At 56.8% G+C, this 18,681-nt stretch carries 11 protein-coding genes, 1 pseudogene and 1 CRISPR repeat array (1 of these 13 running past the window's edge); of the genes and pseudogenes, 10 read left to right on the top strand and 2 right to left on the bottom strand.

What is annotated here, in order from left to right; all coding sequences use genetic code 11:
• Positions 1-61 precede the first annotated feature (61 nt).
• From F8S13_02630 to F8S13_02585, 10 genes and pseudogenes are all read left to right on the top strand, one after another.
• A complete protein-coding gene (locus F8S13_02630) occupies positions 62-961 on the top strand; it encodes an SAVED domain-containing protein (protein KAB8145991.1) in 900 nt (299 codons plus the stop codon).
• 6 nt (positions 962-967) lie between these two features.
• Positions 968-3,064 (top strand): hydrolase, encoded by a 2,097-nt coding sequence (locus F8S13_02625; protein ID KAB8145990.1) that lies wholly within the window; start codon positions 968-970, stop codon positions 3,062-3,064.
• Positions 3,061-3,729 carry a hypothetical protein gene (locus F8S13_02620; protein KAB8145989.1) on the top strand — a complete coding sequence of 223 codons (669 nt, stop codon included), beginning with the start codon at positions 3,061-3,063 and terminating at the stop codon, positions 3,727-3,729. The genes F8S13_02625 and F8S13_02620 overlap by 4 nt, the downstream gene beginning before the upstream one ends.
• Positions 3,726-4,883 carry a CRISPR-associated RAMP protein Csx10 gene (gene csx10, locus F8S13_02615; GenBank protein ID KAB8145988.1) on the top strand — a complete coding sequence of 386 codons (1,158 nt, stop codon included), beginning with the start codon at positions 3,726-3,728 and terminating at the stop codon, positions 4,881-4,883. The genes F8S13_02620 and csx10 overlap by 4 nt, the downstream gene beginning before the upstream one ends.
• A 9-nt stretch (positions 4,884-4,892) precedes the next feature.
• Positions 4,893-5,333: pseudogene (locus tag F8S13_02610) on the top strand (hypothetical protein).
• Between the two features lie 64 nt (positions 5,334-5,397).
• A complete protein-coding gene (locus tag F8S13_02605) occupies positions 5,398-6,264 on the top strand; it encodes a CRISPR-associated RAMP protein (GenBank protein KAB8145987.1) in 867 nt (288 codons plus the stop codon).
• Positions 6,257-7,291 (top strand): hypothetical protein, encoded by a 1,035-nt coding sequence (locus tag F8S13_02600; GenBank protein ID KAB8145986.1) that lies wholly within the window; start codon positions 6,257-6,259, stop codon positions 7,289-7,291. Before F8S13_02605 ends, F8S13_02600 begins: the two co-directional genes overlap by 8 nt.
• A complete protein-coding gene (locus tag F8S13_02595; protein KAB8145985.1) occupies positions 7,288-7,791 on the top strand; it encodes a hypothetical protein in 504 nt (167 codons plus the stop codon). Before F8S13_02600 ends, F8S13_02595 begins: the two co-directional genes overlap by 4 nt.
• Positions 7,784-8,878 (top strand): hypothetical protein, encoded by a 1,095-nt coding sequence (locus tag F8S13_02590; protein ID KAB8145984.1) that lies wholly within the window; start codon positions 7,784-7,786, stop codon positions 8,876-8,878. The genes F8S13_02595 and F8S13_02590 overlap by 8 nt, the downstream gene beginning before the upstream one ends.
• Position 8,879: 1 nt before the next feature.
• On the top strand, positions 8,880-9,554 hold the full coding sequence (locus tag F8S13_02585) for a hypothetical protein (GenBank protein KAB8145983.1): 675 nt from the start codon (positions 8,880-8,882) through the stop codon (positions 9,552-9,554).
• 811 nt (positions 9,555-10,365) lie between these two features.
• Here the strand turns inward: F8S13_02585 and F8S13_02580 are convergent.
• Both F8S13_02580 and F8S13_02575 read right to left on the bottom strand, forming a co-directional pair.
• Positions 10,366-10,575 carry a hypothetical protein gene (locus F8S13_02580; protein KAB8145982.1) on the bottom strand — a complete coding sequence of 70 codons (210 nt, stop codon included), beginning with the start codon at positions 10,573-10,575 and terminating at the stop codon, positions 10,366-10,368.
• A 45-nt stretch (positions 10,576-10,620) separates the two neighbouring features.
• A complete protein-coding gene (locus F8S13_02575) occupies positions 10,621-11,346 on the bottom strand; it encodes a hypothetical protein (GenBank protein KAB8145981.1) in 726 nt (241 codons plus the stop codon).
• A gap of 393 nt (positions 11,347-11,739) precedes the next feature.
• Positions 11,740-18,681: direct repeats of the CRISPR family, unit length 36 nt; unit sequence GTTTCAATCCCCTCGCGAGGATTAGGTGATTCCGAG (it continues 2,176 nt past the right edge of the window).

The raw sequence follows: 18,681 nt of genomic DNA, 5'->3' as shown, positions 1-18,681 counted from the left end.
CAGACGCGGTGTTTTCCATGGGCGCTGTGCTCTTCTCGTGATCTTTGATGGGAAATGAGATATGGATACGGCTGACCTCGACGCACTGAAGCAGCAGCGAGATGGGATGGCTCGGCGGCTCCGTGAGTTTGAGCGGCAATCCGCGTATACGGGCTTGAGTACGGAACCCCATATCACGTTGCAGATTCAGGATCTCAAACGCGAACTCCGTCTGATCGATAATCAGATCTGCGAGTGCCTTCCCCGCGATGCGCGGCGGCTTGCGCTGGCGACCTACGCCGGGGGACTCCTCGCCGATCCACTGTATACAGCGTTTGACTGGTCTGGGTCTTTCCCGGAGGGCCGCCCCGCCGCGACGACCTGGACTGGTGGCCTCTGGGCCGACCTGCGCGGGCTGAAGCAGCAGTGCGATCAGCGTGCCCAGACGAAGCTGGCGGTGCATATGAAGGCGCACCTCAGCGTCGGGCTGGCATTCGGTTTTCTCTTCTCGCAGCAGACCACCTATGATCTCTGGATCGCTGCGGGGCAGGGGCAGTGGTGGTGCACGAGCAGCCAGCCGGATGCGGATGATCGGCTCGTGTGGGACCGGCAGGTGCTTGATCCGGAGCAGCCGGATGTGAGCCTGGAGATCTGGGCATCGTCTGCCCGCAATGATGCGATCGACCGCTGGCTCGTCGAGCGCCCGCTGCCGCTGCGGGAGCGCCATTGCTGTGCGCTGGAGCCTGCGAAGGTCATGGGCAGCGCGCATGCGGTGGCGATCGCCCTGGCGATCGGCACGTACATCCGCTCGCATCTGCGCGTGGCCCAGCGGACGCCGCGCCGCATCCATCTGTTTATGGCGGCCCCGATCCCCCTCGCGGTGATGATTGGTCGGATGCTCAACGCGTGCGGGCCGGTGCAGTGCTACGACTACGACAAGCTGGACGGCACCTATGTCCCTGCGTGTGAGCTTAAAGGATAATGCGCTATGACCGAGACGTCTTTTGCCCAGGCGGTGACGGCCTGCCTGCTGTGGGGTGCCGCTGACCGCTCATCGGCGCATGAGGGGCGCGTGCGGGCCGTGGTCGAGCAGGTGCTGGGAGACAACGCCGATCCTGACCGCGCGCAGCTCCAGGCGCGGCTCGATCAGATTCACGCGGTGCTGCCCGAGGATCAGGCGCAGATCGCGCTGGTGATGGGCGGCGCGACCAAGATCAAGGGCTATGTGTTTGAGTCGCCCAAGCTCCCCGAGATACGCGGGGCCAGTGCGCTGCTGGACTGGGTGAATGAGGATGCCGTTCCGCAGCTGTGGGCCGGACGGCTCGGGGAGGAGTTGGGGCAGGCGTGCGTCATCTACGCCAGCGGCGGCGGCTTTCTGGCGTTTGCCCCCGCCGCGCTGGGCGAGGAGCTGGCTGCCGCCGCCGAGCGGTGCTATACCACCACCACCCTGACGGCGAACAGTGTGTTTGTGACCCACACCGTTCACCTGCTGGAGCTGCGCTATGGGCAGCTCGCGATTCGCGATGGCGCGATCGCGTTTTGGGTCGAGGAGTTTCTGCAACAGTGGAGCCAGAACGAGCTTCAGAAGCGCCTTGCGACCTACTACTATGCGCAACCAGCAGATCCTGTGGATGCGCCAGAGCAGCGCTTCTTTCGCCGGAAGACCTTTGGCGAGCTGGTGACCCTCCTCGCGACGATGACCACGCGCCGCCGTGAGGAGCGCTCGTTCGGCGGCGACACGCGCAGCATCCCTCACTACCCCATTCTCCCCTGGGCTGAGAAGTGCGACAGCAGTGATCTGCGCCCGGCGGTCTGGAGCGGCATGGTGGTCGATGAAGAGCGGAAGCTGAGCGAGCCGTCGGCACGCAAGCGCTACGTGGGTCAGCTCCTCAAGCGCGATGCTGCCCACACCCGATGGTATACCGATACGTTTGCATGGCGAGCACCAGATGCGCTCGCAGAGCGCTCCTGGGAAGCGCAGTGGCGGGCGTTTGTCCAAAACCCCGCGCACGTGTCTGCGCAGCTCGCTCAGCACCCGCAAGCGCAGCGTGCGACGGCGGCCAGCGATGTGCAGGAGATCGCCCAGGCGTCGCGCCCGGATGGCTTTATCGGGGTGATCTATGCCGATGGGAATAATGTTGGGCGATTGATTGCGACCCTGACGACCCCGGCGCGCTACCAAGCGGTCTCTGCGACCTTGAGCGCTGCGGCGAAGACGGCGGTGTTTCATGCCCTGGGACGCCATGTGGTGCCGATCGAGATTGATGATCTCCGCTCAGCGACGCCTGGTCAGAAGAAGTGGGTCTATCCCTTTGAGATCCTGACGATTGGCGGCGATGACCTCTTCATCATCGTGCCCGGCAGTAAGGCGCTGGAGATCGCCGAAGCGATCAGCGCCTCATTTGAGCAGTGTATCGCGGAGCGCCTCCGCGCAATCGGCGACCTGAATGGGCCATCGGCGATCACGGATGACCTGTATTCGCATCGGAGCAAGGCTGCGAGCGCTCATGAGCCGTTTGAGCCGCTGGTGGGCCTCTCCGCCGGGGTGATTATCGCGCCGGAGACCACGCCGATCTTTTTCCTGCGCGACCTGGTGGAGGAGCTGCTGAAGAGCGCGAAGAAGAAGGCCAAGCAGCATACTGCGCACGGCTTCTATGGTGGGGCGGTCGATTTCATGGTCCTAAAGTCTATCTCGATGGTGACGGATAATATCCAGAGCTTTCGGCGGCAGGCCCTGGGCATGGGGGGCGACCGGCGGCTGACGGCGCGCCCCTACACCTGGCGAGAGTTCTCCGCGCTGATCACGACCGTGCGCGCGCTCCAGGATGAGCAGGTGCCGCGCTCGCAGCTCTATCGCCTGCGCCGCATGTTGGATGAGCAGCCGGGGGAGACAATCGTCACCAGCGTGATGGAGTATTTCTATACGTGCGCCCGCAATGAGCGTATGGCGGGCGTGCTGAAGACACATGTGCAAGAGCGGTGGTGCGAATCGCTGCCCCCGTGGCGGGCGGTTGAGGCGGGAGCGTGGGAGACGATCTGGGCCGACATGCTGGAGATCTATGACATGGTGAAGGACCAACAATGAGCGTACTGACCGTTGATCTGACGATCCAGCTGGAGACGGCGCTGCGCATCGGGGCGGGCGGGAGCGCCGGGACGCTGGCCAATACGAGCATCGTGCGCGATGGCTGGGGGCGACCGATCATCCCCGGATCGCAGGTGAAGGGCAAGCTGCGCTGCGCCGCCGAGCAGCTGCTGCGCGGGGTCGGGCACGCGGTGCCGTTTCCCAACGATCTCGATACGGGGTCGCTGATCCAAGACCTGTTTGGTAGCGCGACGCGCCGCGCGGCCCTGCGCTTTGCCGATCTGCCGAGCACGCTGGTGGACGCCCCGCAAGCCCCTGAGTTCCAGCGGCGTCTGACCCAGATCCGCCCGTCGGTCTCGATCAACCGGCGGCGCGGGACGGCGGAGGACGCCCGCCTGCTCTACCAGGAGGTGGCGCATGAGGGGATGGCCTTTCAGCACCAGCGCGCGATCATCGGGGCGTTTGACGAGGTGGCTGCCGTACGCCGGAGCGCCGCGCTGCTGGCCGCCGCCATCCAGCTGACCGATCGCTGGGGTGGGGCGAAGTCACGCGGCCTCGGCTGGGCGCGGGCGGACGTGCGGCTGTGGGTCGACGACACCCCGCTGCCCCTCGCGGATCTGGCCGACGACCTGCGCGCGGTGCTGACAGCGGGGGGGCTGCGATGAGGTATCTGCCGATCACGATTGAGGCGCGCGGCCCGCTGGCCTTTCCCGAGCGCAAGCCGGGGGTGCAGTTCCGCGCGAGCCTGCCCTATGTGCCGGGGGCGGTGCTGTATGGCGCGCTCGGCGCGCGGCTGGGCGGGCGGCAGGCCCATACCCCCGAGGAGCTGGCGCGGCTCTTCCGCGCGGTTCGCTGCCATAACGCCTACCCCGCCCTCGCGGGCGACCCCTGGTCGCGCCCGCTGCCGATGACGGCGCTCCGCCCCAAGGGCGATGAGCAGATCACCCATGATGCGCTCTACGACCGGGTGTGCTGGGAGCAGCAGCGCCCGCCCGCGCTGATCTATGCCCCGACGGATGCGGAGGGCCGCCCCTGGGAGGCGGTTGGGCGGGCCTTCTACACGCGGGATCAGAAGACGCATACCCCCGTCTTCCGCAGCGTGCAGCAGCGGGTGCTCACCCGCGTGGCCATCAACCGGCGGCGCGGGACGACGGCGGATGGCCAGCTGTTTTCGCCGCTGGTGATCAGCGAGGTGATGGAGCTGGACGGCGAGCTGGTTCCAACCCGCTTCTTGGGCAGCGTGGCGGTGCCCGAGGACGTTCCGGATCTTGTGGGCCAGCTTGCGGCGATCTCCCTGCTGGGCGGGCGGCAGACCACGGGCAGCGGTGAGGTCAGCATCCAGGTGGGCGCGGAGCTGCCCGCTGAGGATCATGTCGCCGATCTGCGCAGGCGGATCGATGCGATGAGCGCGCGTTTCCGCGATACGGCCACGCTGTATGAGGCCATGGGCGGTACACCCTGGACACCTGGCACCATCTTCACCGTGAACCTCCTCTCCGACGCGCTCTTGACCGAGCAGGGTTGGCTGCCGACGAATCAGCTGAGCCCGGCGATGCTGAAGGAGCGGACGGGGATCGATGCGCGGCTGGTGCGGGCCTGGGCCACCACGAGCGCTGTGGGCGGCTGGAATGTCTCATGGCAGCGCCCCAAGCCCACAGCGGTGGCGACGCAGATGGGCAGCCTGTTTGTCTATGAGGTGCCGGGTCGGCTCGACGATGCGCAGTGCCAGCGGCTGGTGGCGCTGGAGCACGATGGGATCGGGGATCGCCGCGCCGAGGGCTACGGCCAGGTCCGTATCTGTGATGAGTTTCATCTCTAAGGAGGCAGCATGAGTGACCTTGATCCTGCGACCCTGCGTCGCGATCTGCTGATAGAGCAGGGCATCGAGCGCCAGATGGATACGCTAGTGCGCCAGGCGAATCAGAGGGTGGTACTGTTGAAAAATAACTCCGAAATGGAGGAGAGCCAGCTGCGCAATCTGTTGAATGCGGCGATTGAGTCGCGCTCACAGGAGGTGGTGATCAACTTTATCCGCTACCAGATCGCGCGCAAGGGTAAGGCCTGGGGGGAGATGCCAGATAGCTTCGGCCATAAGGTGATAGAAGATCTGACACATCAGCTCCCACAGTGGCACACAGCGGTCTTGGAATTTGTACGAGATCGGGAGTCTCCGCCGACACTTGAGGAAGCAGATCGTGATCGTGCGAAGGTCAAGCTGATGCAGCTCTACCTGGGCTACTTGAACCGAGCGTTCTACTACGCGAACAAGATGAAAGCGTTTGATACGTTGACATCTCCTACCCTTTCCTCTGCTGCACCGACGGAGGCTCCCCGTGGAAAGTGAATCGATCTTCTCATTCGCGGCGCTTCAGAATCGGCTGAGCGTGCGTGGGATGTTAGTCGCTCAGACCGCGCTGCGCATTGGTGCTGGCCGATCCCTTGATGTAATCGGCAGTGACCTTCCAGTATTGCGTGATGTATGGGGAACTCCGTATGTGCCTGGCGCATCGCTGAAAGGCGCGTTTCGCGCGCAGATTGAGGCGCTGATACGCACGGTGCAACCCGAGCAGGTTCGCGACTTTCACCAGCTTGAAGAACATGAGCGCGGGACAATTGCGCCGCTCGTGCAGTCGGAGAATAATGAAAAAAAAGATAAGAGCAAGGAGATTTGGAACGAATCCACACTGATCGATCTCACCTTTGGTGCGCCATGGGTGGCTGGACGGATCTTCTTCAAGGATGCGTTGGTTGACCGCTCAATCTGGTTTGATCAGTTTGAGATCCGCAATGGGGTGGCGCTCAACCGTGATACGGAGACCGCTGAGCAGGGTTTGCTGTATGACTATGAGGTCGTTCCTGCGGGTGTTCGGTTTCATTTCGAGCTGCGGCTTGAGAACGCGGCACCGTGGCAGCTTGGGATGGTCTTGTTGGCGCTGCGCCCCTGGCAGCAGGGCGGCGTGCAGATCGGCGGGTTCCGCTCGCGCGGCCTGGGGTACGTGCAGCTGGATGAGCTGTCTGCTGTCTTCCAGACGATTAAGAACGCCAATGATGTCCTTGCGCTCCTTGGCTACGGCGATGGAAGTATGCTTGAGCTTCCGCTCTCAGCGCCAGATGATGTGATGCAGACGTGGTTTGCGGCTTTTCGTGCGGCGCTTATGGACCCGACGGGCGTGATTAGCCAAGGAGCGAACCATGCATAAGGCGACCTTCTTTGCGGGGACGTTATCCTTCACCATTGTGCCTCATGGGCCAATCCTGGTGAAGGCTGGCGAGAGCAGCGGTGCCGATCCGACGCTGCCGGATATGCGCTTTGTGCGCTCTCAGGGCAAGATCTATATTCCGGGCCCCTCGCTTAAGGGCGTGGTGCGCGCCCAGGCCGAGCGGATCTGCCGCTCGCTGGATAGTGAGCTACTCCAGCAGCAGAAGCAGCATGTGCGCGAAGAGGCGTTTGGGAAGAATGAGCCACTCATCCCTCTCGCGGATAACCCTTTGGGGAAGGGAACGGAGTACCAGGGTTTAGCTGATATCAGCTATAGTTCAGGTAGGGCTATTGAAGAGATAAAACGGGACAGCACAACGGATTACACTGCCACAGTGTATCGTCGTTCGTCGTTTGTCAGCCAGATCTTTGGTCATACTAGCCTTGCTGGTCGGGTGCGTTTTGCCGATGCCTATGATAAAGACTTTAAGATGGAATATATCGAAGAACGCAACGGTGTGGCAATTGATCGAGTATATGGGTCTGCAATACGAGGCGGTCTTTTCAATTATGAGGTGGTGGTCGGTGGTTCATTTCGATCACAGATTCATTTTGAGAACCTGACACTGGCGCAGCTTGGCCTCCTGGGTCTTGCGCTGCGTGATGTGGCTGATGGTCGTGTAGGCATCGGGTTTGGGAAATCACGTGGCTTAGGGCAGGTAAGTGTAACGTTTGAATCGATGGAGCTGCGCTATCCAACCTGTGAGCTACAAGAACAACACCTCAAGCTCCTGAATGGCCAGACCATATGTACCGAACACGAGTTTGCGGGGCTGGGAGCCTTCTGTGCTTCTGAGGCGTATCGCTCCTATGCGTTGCCGAAAGAAGATCTTGCACCACTTCCGGAAAAGATTAAGTATCAGAACGATATGTTTCTTGGGGTGCAGTTGACAGCACTTGGTGATGCGCAGGTACGCAATATGTGGCGTGCATGTATGCCTGCTTGGAAGCGAGAGCTTGGTCTATGAGCGAAGGTACCAGCTATATCTATCGGGTCTACCCGGCCAGCGTCGCGCAGATCCGCACCCTGATTACTGCCCATGTGGGGGGGCAAGGCTTCTGGTTTGGTGGGGTGGCGCTGTGGCTTGATGGCGCGCCCGCTCCTCAGCTCCAGCCGGTGACTCCCTTTGCCACCGCTGATGAGGTGGTGGTCGCTGGCGATTTTGGCCACGCGTTCTCCCAGTCTGCCGAAGTACGCTGGAAGCGCTACGATGAGACCACCTACGATGTGCTCGTACTCTGCGAGCATCCTGCCGAGGTCGCAGGCGGCGTGCCGCTCTGTATTCCTCACTGGAATTCCCAGACGCAGGTGTGGGAGGATGGCACATGGTTTGTGTGCAAGCACGCAAAGGCTATGCTCAGGGAGACAGGCTCCTCGAATATCAACGTGGCCTATACCGAGTATCTTGCCCCTAATGGGGCAGTACAGTTCCAGCGCTTACGAGAGGTGAGGGTAGATAATGACTGATGAAACGCATCGCGAGAAGCCTTATGATTTTGTTCCGATCTCATCCACGGCGAAGAATAGCCTGGCAGCGGGGCATCATCTGGCCATAGGTTCAAGCCACGCCCGATTGTTGACAGGGATGCTATCTGCCAAGATTATCAGTGAATCTTTGGTTCATGTAGGGTCCGGTTATGTGGTTTCTACATCTGATATTCTTCGCTATGGTGATGTAGATCGGTCAACGATCAAAGATGATACGCTGGTTGCCTCGCACGTGCGAAGCCAGGGGAAGCGATATATTCCTGGATCGACGTTGAAAGGCGTTATCAGAAGTGCGGTAGAGGCGATCACCTTGCCCGGGATTGAGTTTTCTGTAGAATCTTCGAAGAAGACGGTTCGAGGGGTGCACGTTCAGCAGTTGCGCATGAAATACAGACAACAAGAATTACATAAGTCCCCTGCCGACCCAATCATGCCCCTTGCCAATCGATTGTTCGGGCTGACAAGCGCGGATAATTCGTATCAAGGGCAATGCTCTTTTCTTGATGCTTACCAAGTATCAGGAAACGCAATGTTGTTTCGTCGCCTACCGTTATATCGGCCACAACCTGATTATAGTGAGGGCGATCCTTCTATTACCACTGGTTGGGAAAAGTATTTTCTAGATCGTAATCGTAGTCGGGTAAGAGGTCGTAAGTTCTACCGAAGTGGCGACTCGCGAGAAGTTGAGCGGCCATATACGGCGGTAGAAGCGTGCTCGATAGGCTCCGAGTTTCACATGCAGATCATGTTCCGTAACCTGACTATGGCTGAATTAGGTATCATCCTGATTGTGTTTGGCGCTGATCAAGATATTCTTCGTCTGAAGGTGGGTGGAGGGAAGCCGGTATCAATGGGAACGATACGGTTTACTGATATTGCGCTATCAGTGGTCGATTATGCAAGCTATACTGATTTTGAGCGCGTTGATAGCGTACTATCAGTTTCAGACTGTGTGAAGGCCGCAAATGAATCAAACGAGATAGATGAGAGTAGCCGGAAGAAGCTCGCGGAAATTATGCGAGAGCCTGCAAAGTATGTTGCTGGCGGGAGTGATAGGATTTACTAAGATGGATCAGAAAGAAATTCATATATTGGCGGAAAAATTTGCTGATGAGATTTTTAAATCTCACCTAGACCGAGGTATAGGTGAATTAGAGAAGTCATTTAAGTATTTTGTTATGGTGAGAGATCGTAGGCTGTTACTTGAGATGATATATGAGCGTGGAGAGGACACGCCATTCAGCCAGAATAGGAATACGAGTGATCATTATCGAAAGATATTTCTGTTAATAGGCTCATTTTTGAAAGTGCATAAAGTTTCGGATGATGATTTTGCGCAGATTTTAGGATGGTCATATCGTCTTGCAAAGTATCGTTCAGAGAGTACACAGCTAAGCCAGGAGAATGGATTTGGTCTTAGCAGTAAAAAAGGTGTAAGTCGTAGTGAATTATACGAAGAATATGTTAAAAAGAAAAAGGAGAGGTCTCTTCCAAACATAGGAGATGGCTTTACTGGCCGTATTACAGGGATACATCCAGAGTTTATACAGATAGCTATTCCCGACTTTCCGGAAGATGAAGCGATAGGTGTACTGAAAGCTGAGATGCTCGCGGGCAAAAAGACATCAAGTTTCCGTGAGGGAAACTCTGCCCGTGTTGAGGTGATCAATGTGGTCACCAACCGAAAGACGGGTCGGCTTGTCGTGGATCTGAAGTGGGTTCCACTCAAGGCTAAGATGTAGCATGGTATGACAATTCGTGCGTGAGAGAGAGGGAGCAACCCTTGGTTTTTTGGCTTATCTGGTCATGATCATGGGCAGGCCAAGCACCAGAGGTGTCTCTGTCAGTGCGTTGATCTTGGTGGTAGGGAGAGTGTGAGGCAGCGTTTGCCGTAGCCTGCGTTGTGGATACCGGCGCTAGCGCAGTTCAGCTATGTTTTCTGGCTGCCATGGGGATTGTGTTGGTATCGAGTCTTCCCTGGGTCGTGTTCTGTCACACCAGCGGCAGTGCTAAGAGCGAGATGATGAAATTCGTTCCGCCCCTTGTCTACGGCCTGGTGGGTAATGGTCCCACATAGTTTCTCTGAGTTGGTTATTGGCAAGTCCTTATTCCCGATTTGAGGTCAAATTCTCCATCGTGAAGCGAGTGTACTCAGCCATCAATGCCCTGTGGTGTCTGCCAGCGTTGCGTATTGATAGGTGGCCTGGCCGAACATGCCGCTGAGCGCGATCTGCTGTGGCTGCTGGTCGTATTCTGTGCCCCATCCTAAAATAGGGATACTCCGCCCCTCCGCACCGATCCGCACCGTGCCTCATAGGGTACGGTGCGGCATCTGCTCACCAGTGTCACCAGGTCGATACCACTCCATAGCGGCAACCAAAGCGGGTCTACGTGGTCTATAGAGTATGTGGCCATGTCCCGCACCACGTTGGTGTAGGTGCCCACAGCGATCTACATGCCATCATGGGCGATGGCTTGGTTCTCCGGCTCGGCGCTGGTGATGAGCACCACTGCGTGTTTGTCGACCGGGATATGTGCGCTCCTCCTTGGGTGCTACCTGCGGTTTATGGGCAGTTGGAGCACCAGGTCACCATGGGCGATATCGATGCCACCCTCAGCGCTGAGACTCAGCCCCAGATCGACCACAGCCTGCTCGATATCCAGCTTTTGGCTCAACTCACCCCAGGTGGCCGCACTGATGAGCAGCGGGCGCACTAATCGATAGCCAGCTGCACTTTGGCTGCGATGCGCGTTGTAAGTCATTCGCAGTATAGATACTAGTGGGATACACAGCAGCCAGTGTGAAGTTTAGGTGCTCAACCAGTGAGCATAGGCTTGGACGTCAATCATGGGCACCGTTCCGCTAAACTGAAGCTGCGAAATGAGCTTGAATAGGAACGCTGTCGCTGGCTTGCCTCCTATAGAGATGTCGTATGCATCTGATGTTGCATCCCATTGGAAGTGCCCGCAGGCAGCAATACACCCTATATCAAGACGCCCTTCTTGTTTCCCTCGTAGGAGCGCTGATTCAAGCGGTGCACCACAAGGCGGCTTCCAATCACTCTCGAAGGTGAGGATACCTCCTATGATAGGGATGAGCGGCTTTGGCGGATATTGCCCGCCAGCATGAGGAATCGGTAAGCTGGTGCGGTGGAGCTTCCGAACACTTGCCACTTTGTTTTGAGCATAGTTGATTTGATCGGCGTTAATGCTCTGTTTTGCCTCGAACACAGCATAGACACTCTCGGCTGGGATGATCTTCTGCCCTTGATACTGGAAGATGAAGGGGGAGTATTGCCGATCAAACACGACGACATCGATTTGGTCGCTGAACACACCCTGGCTATCAACCACATGAGCCGTTGCTGCCTCATAGCGCTTAGGGAGATATGTTTGCAACAGCTGTAACCATACCGTTTCGCTCGCATCACCTTTCGTTCCTGGGTGTCCAAAGCTCTTGCGGCACGTTTCTAACTGTTGTTGGATATCATCGTGGAGTCCGGCTAGGAGTTGCGACAGAGACCAGTTTGCCATAAGAATTTCTCCTCGTACAAATAGCGCTCTCCCTGGGTGAGGATTTGGTCATTCCAAGCTTGGGTATCTCCGAATGCTTCGGAACCGCGTAACTGAGGCGTTTCCATCTCCTCACGAGGATTTGGTCATTTCGACCTGCCCACCCTCGTAAGTTTGGAAAGCGAGGCTATCACGATTTCCATTCTCTCATGAGGATTCGGTTATTGCGAGACGCCCGAGGGCACCCTCACCATCAAGTTCAACAAGTTTCCATTCCCCTCATGAGTATTTGGTCCTTCCGAGGACGCGCACTGAACTGCTTGGCAAAGAGATTACGATGCCACTTATATTTCTCCGCGAGAATTTATTTTTTCCAAACATCGAGAATTACAAGCTCGCGGTTGGGGCAACAATGTTTCCATCCCCTCACGAGGATTAGGTGATTCCGAGACCTGTGCAATGGCGCGCTGAGCATCGTGCGCTTTACTGTTTCAATCTCTTCACGAGGATTAGGTGATTCCGAGTCAACTTTAAACTACTGGGGGATGATCGTTTAATCTACGTTTCAATCCACGAGGATTAGGTGATCCCGAGATTCTCGTAGACCGCCGCGCCGATGATCAGGCCGTAGCCGTTTCAATCCCCTCGCGAGGATTAGGTGATTCCGAGCGAGCGTTGGATCTTCGTCGAGGAGAGCATCCGCATGTTTCAATCCCCTCGCGAGGATTAGGTGATTCCGAGGAAAAAGAGATCTACAATATCATGGCCGATCATGGGTATACGTTTCAATCCCCTCGCGAGGATTAGGTGATTCCGAGGCAAATACGAAGGCACGCTTAAAGAGCGTATGGCGCAAGGTTTCAATCCCCTCGCGAGGATTAGGTGATTCCGAGAGACACTATATACCGCATTCCAATGCATCATATCTGAGTTTCAATCCCCTCGCGAGGATTAGGTGATTCCGAGGCGCGGTTGTTTCAACCTTGACCGCCGATATGTTCTACTTGTTTCAATCCCCTCGCGAGGATTAGGTGATTCCGAGGCACCTATCGCGACGAAAGCGGTAAGGTCGTCACACCGTTTCAATCCCCTCGCGAGGATTAGGTGATTCCGAGCTTTGTACTCATGGGCGGCGCAGCAGCGCGAATCTCAGGTTTCAATCCCCTCGCGAGGATTAGGTGATTCCGAGCTAGATCCTTCCTTGTGAGAAGGAAACCATAGTTTCAATCCCCTCGCGAGGATTAGGTGATTCCGAGGGTGGGGACGACCTAACAGCTGGCCGCGCAACTTATACAGGTTTCAATCCCCTCGCGAGGATTAGGTGATTCCGAGGCCGCCGGTAGTGGTCGAGGTGGCAGCAGTGAACCCGGCGTTTCAATCCCCTCGCGAGGATTAGGTGATTCCGAGTGCTCATCGTCGACGACCCGCAGCGGCGCAAGGTCTACAGTTTCAATCCCCTCGCGAGGATTAGGTGATTCCGAGACTAGAGCGCGGAGAGCGCGGAGGAACTATGCCACTCCAGGGTTTCAATCCCCTCGCGAGGATTAGGTGATTCCGAGCGCCGATCAGATGGACTGGCCCGCGCTGGCCGCATATCTGTTTCAATCCCCTCGCGAGGATTAGGTGATTCCGAGCCCGTAGAACCACTAATCTCATCAAATACATCATCACCTTTTGGTTTCAATCCCCTCGCGAGGATTAGGTGATTCCGAGCATCATAGTATCAATTACAGGCGGTGCTGCTTGATACCGTTTCAATCCCCTCGCGAGGATTAGGTGATTCCGAGCTACGCCCGTCGCACTTACCCGCCCGCTGGCCTGCGTTTCAATCCCCTCGCGAGGATTAGGTGATTCCGAGGTCGTTGATCAGCATTTCCAGCGAGATCGGCAGCACGCGGTTTCAATCCCCTCGCGAGGATTAGGTGATTCCGAGCACAACGCCGTCACGCGATGATTTGCGGCGCGCCATTGTGATTTCAATCCCCTCGCGAGGATTAGGTGATTCCGAGCTACTCGCCATCCTCCTCGATGGTCACATCCTCCAGCTCGGTTTCAATCCCCTCGCGAGGATTAGGTGATTCCGAGCCAGCAAAAAAAGGAGCAGCACCATGACCACGTACACCTAGTTTCAATCCCCTCGCGAGGATTAGGTGATTCCGAGCGCCCCCGGTATCCGCTGGCCCGCCGCCCACCCCAACGTTTCAATCCCCTCGCGAGGATTAGGTGATTCCGAGTGCACATACGCCAGAGGATGCCGTCATGGGTCTTACGAGTTTCAATCCCCTCGCGAGGATTAGGTGATTCCGAGCTACAGTGTGAGCGATCTCCTCGCGAACACGGTCATGCAGGCGTTTCAATCCCCTCGCGAGGATTAGGTGATTCCGAGCTTGTTAATTCGGGCACCGCTACCGATATTGCGTTTCAATCCCCTCGCGAGGATTAGGTGATTCCGAGTTCGACAAAGTAGAGGCGGGCGGCGCCGTCTTGCTGAGTTTCAATCCCCTCGCGAGGATTAGGTGATTCCGAGGGGGAAGGTCGGGGCGTGTGGCGTGTGCGCGAAGTCGGTTTCAATCCCCTCGCGAGGATTAGGTGATTCCGAGAGATGATGCTGTTGCGGTACAGTTTATTGTTGCGGCTTTAGTTTCAATCCCCTCGCGAGGATTAGGTGATTCCGAGCGCAAGGCAGAGCGCCTTGAAAAGGATCTTGCATGGGCACGTGTTTCAATCCCCTCGCGAGGATTAGGTGATTCCGAGATGTAATCGCTACGATGCGGGCGGATACGGTCTGGGGTTTCAATCCCCTCGCGAGGATTAGGTGATTCCGAGGGTTAAGAAGGCGCTCCGCGAGCTTGAGGCATTTGCGTTTCAATCCCCTCGCGAGGATTAGGTGATTCCGAGTCGAATTATTGAACTGGGTGAATCGCCGGATAATGCAGAGTTTCAATCCCCTCGCGAGGATTAGGTGATTCCGAGCGTAGGCATCCAATCATCGGCATCACAAAGGCCGAATCCGTTTCAATCCCCTCGCGAGGATTAGGTGATTCCGAGCTATGTATGACAACCTCGTTCAGACCGCGCTGTGTTTCAATCCCCTCGCGAGGATTAGGTGATTCCGAGCCTTAACACGCTCATCACGTGTCGGCTGCGTGCCTTTCTTGGTTTCAATCCCCTCGCGAGGATTAGGTGATTCCGAGCTCTTTGCGGGCGGTCGATGCCAGGTCGCCCTCATCCGTTTCAATCCCCTCGCGAGGATTAGGTGATTCCGAGTATGGCGGCTATCCCTTTTTCCCAGAGCTTGACAGACGCGTTTCAATCCCCTCGCGAGGATTAGGTGATTCCGAGCATAAAAACTCACGCTTGACAGATCCTTGCATAGTGTGCTGTTTCAATCCCCTCGCGAGGATTAGGTGATTCCGAGGTGTACTGGCTGCGCTCGGTGATCGTGAAGGCGCTGGGGGTTTCAATCCCCTCGCGAGGATTAGGTGATTCCGAGAGTCGTGTCAATTTGCTCGGTAGTTGACCAGACTTATAGAGTTTCAATCCCCTCGCGAGGATTAGGTGATTCCGAGGGTTGGCTCCCGTCGAGCCAAACGAGCCGCTTCTGTTTCTGTTTCAATCCCCTCGCGAGGATTAGGTGATTCCGAGGAGAAGTACGCCGAACAGGCCAAGGCCAGCATCTGGGAGTTTCAATCCCCTCGCGAGGATTAGGTGATTCCGAGCAAGGTCTACGAAGGAGATGCGCAGGATGTCACCGAGAACGTTTCAATCCCCTCGCGAGGATTAGGTGATTCCGAGCAAAACACTAGATGAGGCACGGAACAGGATTGATATCGGTTTCAATCCCCTCGCGAGGATTAGGTGATTCCGAGGACGGTATCCACGCTGATCACCGCGATCAGCGCGGTCATAGTTTCAATCCCCTCGCGAGGATTAGGTGATTCCGAGTGCTTACCTGCGGGGCCTTGCTTATTGACTTGTCTATAGTTTCAATCCCCTCGCGAGGATTAGGTGATTCCGAGGACTTCACAATCATCGGCTCGACAAACACGAATGCAGTTTCAATCCCCTCGCGAGGATTAGGTGATTCCGAGCTCGGTGTGTCGGTGCGAGAGCTGTTTACAGATGGGGAAGAGGTTTCAATCCCCTCGCGAGGATTAGGTGATTCCGAGAAAACAACGATGTGATCATCAGCAACGCCAGCACGGTTTCAATCCCCTCGCGAGGATTAGGTGATTCCGAGAGCGGCCATATGTGCCGCCTGACGCGCACAAAGAGATCGTTTCAATCCCCTCGCGAGGATTAGGTGATTCCGAGCCGTGGCAAGACTTTGTGGAGCGCCATGCCTGGGTGCGTGTGTTTCAATCCCCTCGCGAGGATTAGGTGATTCCGAGTGTGCTGTTTGGCTTCGTGGGTGTGCCGCTCTCTGGGAGGTTTCAATCCCCTCGCGAGGATTAGGTGATTCCGAGTATTACATGGCTAACAGACAATGGTAGAAGTGACGGTTTCAATCCCCTCGCGAGGATTAGGTGATTCCGAGTTCTTAGACCGCATCTTTAAGGCAGATGCAGAGCGTTTCAATCCCCTCGCGAGGATTAGGTGATTCCGAGGCACCAGCACGCGCATCGGGGTGCCGTCCGGGAAGGTGTTTCAATCCCCTCGCGAGGATTAGGTGATTCCGAGCTCGGACTATATCTGGGCCGAGGGCGAGCGGCCCCGCCGCTGGAGTTTCAATCCCCTCGCGAGGATTAGGTGATTCCGAGATACGCGAAGGCCGCTACCGCGCGACCCTCGGCGAAGCGGACCAAGTTTCAATCCCCTCGCGAGGATTAGGTGATTCCGAGATCGTCTAGGCGGCAGGCCCACGGCCACACCCAGCGCAGCCAGTTTCAATCCCCTCGCGAGGATTAGGTGATTCCGAGCGAGAAGCGCGCCGACCGACGGCCTATGCTGGCCGTTTCAATCCCCTCGCGAGGATTAGGTGATTCCGAGCTGAACATCCTCACCACCCCTAAAAATCTTATAGGTGTTTCAATCCCCTCGCGAGGATTAGGTGATTCCGAGGGACTAGGCAGTCGGTTGGATGAGGCGCGGCGGCGGTGTGGTTTCAATCCCCTCGCGAGGATTAGGTGATTCCGAGCTGGACGTTGGCGTGCTCGGCGCGCTTGTGGAAGGGTTTCAATCCCCTCGCGAGGATTAGGTGATTCCGAGGGCCGCGTCTAGCTGCGCCTGCGCCTGGTCAACGGCCCCGGCGTTTCAATCCCCTCGCGAGGATTAGGTGATTCCGAGCTCTCATCTGCACCGGCGGGGGAAAATGCCCTGCTATCTCGGTTTCAATCCCCTCGCGAGGATTAGGTGATTCCGAGCATATGGCGCGTTTAGCACGAAGCTGCGGCGTGTAGATGGCGTTTCAATCCCCTCGCGAGGATTAGGTGATTCCGAGCCTGTCAAGAGCGCCGACGGGATTATATGGGTGCCAAACGTGGTTTCAATCCCCTCGCGAGGATTAGGTGATTCCGAGTGCCGGGGGATGGAGTTTGGCCGCTCGCCCCCGGCGCTGTTTCAATCCCCTCGCGAGGATTAGGTGATTCCGAGACATCGGGCGGACGTACCGCCCGACACACGAAAGGAGTTTCAATCCCCTCGCGAGGATTAGGTGATTCCGAGTCCTGGGCATCGCGCAGCTGGCCGTGCGTGAGGTTGCGCCGTTTCAATCCCCTCGCGAGGATTAGGTGATTCCGAGGCTCTACACCGAGCTGAAGTGGCTGAAGCTGCTGTACGCGGTTTCAATCCCCTCGCGAGGATTAGGTGATTCCGAGTAATCTCACCTTCTGTGATTATAAGTACTTTAGCTCGGAAGTTTCAATCCCCTCGCGAGGATTAGGTGATTCCGAGGATCTTGTCCTTGACCTCGTGCAGCAGGCTGATAGCCGGTTTCAATCCCCTCGCGAGGATTAGGTGATTCCGAGTAGCTGTGTTTGCGGGACTGGACACCGCCTGCGAAGCAGGTTTCAATCCCCTCGCGAGGATTAGGTGATTCCGAGCATTAAGCGCTGGTACTGGCAGCACAGTCTGCCGCTGCCGTTTCAATCCCCTCGCGAGGATTAGGTGATTCCGAGAAACGAGTTGGAACGCTGGCAGGTCATCCGCGACTATGAGCGTTTCAATCCCCTCGCGAGGATTAGGTGATTCCGAGGATCTCAAAGCCGATGGTGTGTGTCGAGTTCCTCATGAGTTTCAATCCCCTCGCGAGGATTAGGTGATTCCGAGCATACCATGTTTTTCGCGGATAGAATCACTTATTTTTAGTTTCAATCCCCTCGCGAGGATTAGGTGATTCCGAGTGTGTGGGATGTAGGCTTAGAAGCAGCCATCATTTAAAGTTTCAATCCCCTCGCGAGGATTAGGTGATTCCGAGGGTGGTATATCGCCGCTACCGACTCTATCGAGAAACTAAGTTTCAATCCCCTCGCGAGGATTAGGTGATTCCGAGGCAAAAGTACGCTTGCAAGGCGTATTCTTGCAAATCAGTTTCAATCCCCTCGCGAGGATTAGGTGATTCCGAGCCTTTCGCTTCAGTGCCATGACGGCATCAGAAGCCAGTTGTTTCAATCTCCTCGCGAGGATTAGGTGATTCCGAGCATCGCCGCGTGCGGCCGCACGTCGGGCAGACCACGGTTTCAATCCCCTCGCGAGGATTAGGTGATTCCGAGCGTAAGTTATCATTCCGTAGAGTGTCGGTTCCCGCATGTTTCAATCCCCTCGCGAGGATTAGGTGATTCCGAGTTTTGGCGGTGTTTGTGATCGGCGTACTGCTGTTTCTGTTTCAATCCCCTCGCGAGGATTAGGTGATTCCGAGTATTATAGGTTATAGTGGCGTCAGCGCTGTACTTTCCCGTTTCAATCCCCTCGCGAGGATTAGGTGATTCCGAGATACCAGGCAGTATCCTCAGTATATCAAGTATCGCTGGTTTCAATCCCCTCGCGAGGATTAGGTGATTCCGAGAATGCCTTGGACACCAGGACAACCACTCTACCGCATGTGTTTCAATCCCCTCGCGAGGATTAGGTGATTCCGAGCGTGTAAGGAGTAAGATCATGGGCTACTACACAACGTTGTTTCAATCCCCTCGCGAGGATTAGGTGATTCCGAGTGGCTGCCCGGCTGGCCGTAGCCCACCGTCGCCTCGGTGAGTTTCAATCCCCTCGCGAGGATTAGGTGATTCCGAGATTGATGCGTTTCTGAAGGGGATGAGGTGGTAATGAGCGTTTCAATCCCCTCGCGAGGATTAGGTGATTCCGAGGCCGTCTCGCTGTACGTGATGTATCCAGCATAGTACATCGTTTCAATCCCCTCGC

The sequence above is a fragment of the Chloroflexia bacterium SDU3-3 genome, assembly GCA_009268125.1.
Classification (GTDB): domain Bacteria; phylum Chloroflexota; class Chloroflexia; order Chloroflexales; family Roseiflexaceae; genus SDU3-3.
The sequence above is the reverse complement of the archived record's forward strand: the minus strand, read 5'-3'. Positions and strand labels throughout refer to the sequence as shown.